The 4520-nt window shown below is 64.6% G+C and carries 4 protein-coding genes and 2 pseudogenes; 2 read left to right on the top strand and 4 right to left on the bottom strand.

All coding sequences use genetic code 11. The annotated features are described in order from the left end of the window. Nucleotides 1-202 (bottom strand): annotated as a pseudogene (locus tag FV242_RS32805) (porin family protein); the annotation flags it as partial. A gap of 298 nt (nt 203-500) precedes the next feature. Here FV242_RS32805 and FV242_RS35965 point away from each other — a divergent pair. Further along, a pseudogene (locus FV242_RS35965) lies at nt 501-926 on the top strand (hypothetical protein). A 184-nt stretch (nt 927-1110) separates the two neighbouring features. After that, entirely contained in the window at nt 1111-1470 is a 360-nt protein-coding gene (locus tag FV242_RS32795; RefSeq protein ID WP_246692999.1) for a hypothetical protein, read from the top strand. Between the two features lie 35 nt (nt 1471-1505). On the opposite strand, the gene FV242_RS32790 is transcribed toward FV242_RS32795, so the two are convergent. The 3 genes from FV242_RS32790 to FV242_RS32780 form a co-directional block, all read right to left on the bottom strand. Next, nucleotides 1506-2576 carry a hypothetical protein gene (locus FV242_RS32790; RefSeq protein WP_246693000.1) on the bottom strand — a complete coding sequence of 357 codons (1071 nt, stop codon included), beginning with the start codon at nt 2574-2576 and terminating at the stop codon, nt 1506-1508. Nucleotides 2577-2715: 139 nt separating this feature from the next. Continuing rightward, a complete protein-coding gene (locus tag FV242_RS32785; RefSeq protein WP_147941855.1) occupies nt 2716-3090 on the bottom strand; it encodes an integron in 375 nt (124 codons plus the stop codon). Nucleotides 3091-3704: 614 nt separating this feature from the next. Further along, a protein-coding gene (locus tag FV242_RS32780) for an IS5 family transposase (protein ID WP_147941854.1) occupies nt 3705-4509 on the bottom strand; the annotation gives its coding sequence in 2 pieces (ribosomal slippage) (nt 3705-4182 and nt 4181-4509; 807 coding nt in all). Nucleotides 4510-4520 lie beyond the last annotated feature (11 nt).

The following is a 4520-nucleotide window of genomic DNA, read 5'->3' as shown; positions in this document are numbered from 1 at the left end:
GGACGCCGAAGGTGGAGTTGTTCGAGCGGCTGCTGGCGTCGAAGGCGTAGCCGGCGTTGAAACCCGCGTAGAAGCCGGTCCAGGTGAACACCGGCACCGGGGTGAACACGGGCGGCGGGGCGGCGCGACGCGGCAGGTCGGCGGCCGAGGCGGCGCCGGTCAGGGCGGTGACGGCGGCCAGGGAGGCGAGAAGCTTGGTCATCGTGTTGGGTCCGGGATTTCTATCTGACGGTAAGGCTACCGGCCCATGAGCCAAATAGCTGTAGTTTTACGGACACACCTGTCGCCGACGGGGCAAGACGGCATAGTAAACCGTTTATGAAGCAGCGCTGCGCTAACGAAGTACTTCACAATGTACAGCACAGCGCGCCACAATTACTGGCCTCCAATTTGGTTGCATCATGCAGCGTCGCTCTCCGCGAACTGTGGCCCGCAAGTCACGGCTTGAAGGGTGAGGCTCATTGGAAGGCGGCACCTCCGTCCAGTCTCCATGCCACGCCATGCTGATCCGGCCCGAGCACCGCTTTTTTACCCGATCGACTGGCGCGAGTTGTCGATGGCGATCCGCATCGGTCGGGCGCAGGGTCGGTGTGAGAGTTGCGGGCGATCGCACGGACAGATGGTCTAAAGATCTGGGCGATGGGCGTCGGTGGGACGCTGAGGCCAGCCGCTGGCGCGATGGATGGGGCCGCCGGATCCGGGTCAGGTCGGGTGCTGATATCCTCGGCCGCACTCGCCGGACCCATGTCGTCCTGGCAGCAGCTCACCGGGATCACGACACGGCCAACAGCGCGGACGCCAACCTCGCGGCCTTCTGCCAGCGCTGAGACATGAGCAACGACCGGCCGGAGCATCAAAGGCGCTGTCGGAGAATACCGTTCCGGCGGAAGGCGGTGGGCGACCTGTTCGGTGGTCCCTACTCCTAGAATATCAATCCGAGATTGATCATACCTAACAATTGATTGCGATCAGCACACAAATAGCACTTGTTTCTCCAATTTTGGGCAAGGCACACCGAACTTTTAGAAGACTATACTGATCTCTGTTAGGCGACGCCCAGCCCCTTAGTGCTAGGCTTGTTTCGCGAAATTATTTACTTGGGTTGTAGCCGTGCCGATACGCAATCTTGGTCGCGGGTTTCTCGTCGGCACGCCTATCGCGCTCATAGCAGGGTTACTCGCGCTCGGACCGGCCCAAGCCGATCTTGCCAACGTCGTCCGCGTCGTGCTGCAGAAGGGTCGGCAATACGCCCCCACCGACCTGTTCCTCCGCCGAGGTGACACCATCGTCCTGGTCAACGGGGACGACGGCGCGATCCATCATGCCTTCATCGAGGCCGATCGGTTCGCGTTCGACGCCGGCGATCAGGAGCCGGGCAAGCAGGCCACGCTGACGCTGAAGGAGCCCGGCGACTTCGTGATCGAGTGCGGTATCCACCCGAAGATGAAGCTTACCCTCCACGTCCAGTAGGATGGCCGCCACCGAGCTCCATCTATCAGGCGGCCTCAGATCACCGGTAGGCCGGTGAGGCCTTCGTACAGGGCTTCGTGGCCGACGTAGTACAGCGCCAGGAAGGTCGCGAGCGCACCGCCGTAGTACGCCGGCGCCCACGTGATGTCGCGGACCCGCACCGCGGTGCGCACGTCGTCGGCGGCAATGCCGAGCAGCACGACGATGATCCCGGAATGCCCGATCGCGTCGACCTTGCCGAACTCGAACACCGCCGAGACGAAAATCGCCGCCAGGATGATCGCCGCAGCGCGTCGCACCAGCGGTGTCCAGATCAGCGCGAAGGCCAGGGTGAACTCGATGACACCGGCCGCCTGCATGAACAGCTCAGGCGTCGCACCCATGGTCATCTGCGGCTTGGCGGCGAGCAGCGGATCGGTCCACTGCGGGTAGGCCCATTTCTCGACCGAGGCCCACATCAGCGTGACGGCAGCGGCCCAGCGCACGATGTCGAGCGAACGCAGGCCGAAGGGCTTCAGGTTGAGGCCTTGGAAGATCAGGTAGACCGCCACCCCGAGAAACACCGGATAGTCGGCGAGGTGGAACACGCCGTACTGCGCGGTGGCGAAGCTGAACAGGAAGACGATGCCCAGGCCGGTGAGCGGCATGGTCCGCCGCCAGATCAGGCCGGCGGCCAGCGCGAGCTGGAACCACGGGATCCAGGCGACGTCGGTCTTGAGCTCCGGGGTGAGGATGATGCCGCCGAGTTCCCAGAGCGAGACGAAGAAGAAGCCCAGCGTGGCGCGGACCAGAAGTTCGGTGTCGGTGCGGATCCGGGTGGTCACACGATCCAGCGCGTTGAGCAGGGCACCGCCCAGCGGCGTACCCTCGGTCAGGCACCCGAACATCAGGCACAGGATGGCCAGACCGGCGAGCCACTCGAAGTCAGCGCACAGCACCTGCTCAAGGCCACGCGGCTGCCCGGCGACGTCGTAGGCACAGAACCATTTTACGTGAGCGCTGGCGGAGCACGTACCGGCGAGGAGGGCCAAGGGTGGGACTGCGAGGCTTGCCAGCGAGCGCGTACCCAGGCGACGCGTGAGCCTGAGCGCCGAGACCCGAACCATGATTACCTCGAAAGACGTGGCGGGCACCAACCCGCCTACGTATTTCCTCACAAACAGCGGTATCACGTCAACGAGTTATTAACGAACATTACGCGATGGTTAATAGCTGTCGCGGTGCTTATTGCCTGGGCAAACGACGCTAGTTTCGATCTTTGCTGAGGCTGATGTAGCGCGCCAGAACCCAGCCGTGCTCGCAGGGGCCGGTGTAACTCTGCTCGATCGGCGTGAGGATCGTGGTCCGGCATCCGAGCAGCGCGGAGCCGTAGACGACGCCCAGCCACGGGCCGAGCTTCTCGCAGACCACGACCATGTCGCCGTCGTGCAGGCGGCCGATCTCGCGAAACGGAGCTTCTCCGGGCCCGCTCTGCACCGCCACGAAGCTCTCCGGCTCGGCTCCGAGTTCGATCACACGCCCCTTCTCCGGACAGGCATCGTCGCCGATCGACCCATGCATCAGGATCGGCACGTTCAGAGGGATCGTTTCGGCCTTCGCCAAGCTGGGCAGCAGAAGCATGAGAGGCAGCCCAAGACGCAGGACAGTGGATGACATGAGCGTGCCGCGCTGCCGTATTCGATAGGAAGCGCTATCGCGCTCGCCTGAGTGGGTATGACGGCGAACAACGCCGCCGATGCTGAGGGGATCCTGGCCATGAGCCGGTGCCTGCAGTGTTCAGTTCCCCCCGCCGCACCGACCCTCATGCGACTGCCCGGCCAAGGCCTCACAGGCAGCCTACAGGGAACTGGCCCGGAGAGCGCCTGTCGTCACATGCTTGCCCGCCGCGTGCATTGCGGTGTCGCGAACATCTTGGTCACACTGACGGAAGGAGGCGGTCCTATAGCAGGCCTGGAAGAGACTGTCGCTGGTTAGGCTCGACCGCGCTGAGCCTTGAGGCGCGGCAAGGCGAGCTCCTTCTCTTGCTCGAACTGCGCCAGCGTCATCTCTCCAGCATCTAGTGCACAGACGCCAACGAACGCACCACGTGCTTTCCCGCGAACTAACTGCCATCGCTTGAAAGATCATACTGCCTTGTGTGCGTTTTGCCGGCGTCAGAGCACTAGACGGCGTGCGAGTTGCTCGCGGTACTCGCCCCTGCGGTGCCGTCGCGATCTGAAACTTTTAATTAAGAGTTAGGGACAAAACCGTTTGGCCTGAGTTCGGCAGATGAGGGCGCAGGCGAGTGTCGTGAGGGCGAGGTGGAGGTTGAGGCGTCGCTGGCAGCGGATGGTCAGTCGGCGGAAGCGGGCCAGCCAAGCCAGGATGCGCTCCACGATCCAGCGGTAGCGTCCCAGGTGCTCGCGGCTCTCGATGCCACGGCGGGCGATCCGCGGCGTGATGCTACGAGCCCGGCACTCGCGCCGACACCGGCGATGATCGTAGCCCTTGTCAGCGTGCAGCTTGTCGGGCCTGCGCCGCGGGCGACCACGCCGGCCGGTGCGCACGCCCGGCACCGCGTCGAGCGTGGCAGCCAGCATGCGGCTGTCGTGGCAGTTGGCCCCGGTGAGTATCAGGCCGAGCGGCGTGCCGTTGGCGTCCACGACGAGGTGGCGCTTCGTGCCCGGCTTGCCCCGGCCCGTCGGGTTCGAGCCCGTCGCAGAGCCCCTTTTTCGCTGGCAGGCTCGCGCTGTCGAGGGCAGCCCGTGACCAATCGAGCACATCGGCATCCTGAAGCTGCTCCAGCATCACGCGATGCAAGGCGGCCCAGACGCCCGCCGCCTGCCACGCGCCCAGCCGCCGCCAACTCGTCTTGCCGCTGCAGCCCACTTCGGAACGCGGCAGGTGCGTCCTCTGCATGCCGGTCCGCAAAACCAGGATGATGCCGGACAGCGCCGCCCGATCCGAGACGTGCGGCCGGCCACCTTTCGGCTTCTCGGGCTTAGGCGGACGAAGCGGCTCGACCACCGCCCAGAGGTCGTCGGGTACAAGAGCATCCATGCCCTCCCAAC

The organism is Methylobacterium sp. WL64, from assembly GCF_008039945.1.
Taxonomy (GTDB): domain Bacteria; phylum Pseudomonadota; class Alphaproteobacteria; order Rhizobiales; family Beijerinckiaceae; genus Methylobacterium.
This window is presented reverse-complemented; position numbering and strand designations above follow the sequence as displayed.

Excerpts from the sequence above, each read along its gene's own strand:
- FV242_RS32785 (WP_147941855.1), bottom strand. The coding sequence starts at position 3,090 with ATGCTTCTGCTGCCCAGCTTGGCGAAGGCCGAAACGATCCCTCTGAAC.
- FV242_RS32790 (WP_246693000.1), bottom strand. The coding sequence starts at position 2,576 with ATGGTTCGGGTCTCGGCGCTCAGGCTCACGCGTCGCCTGGGTACGCGC.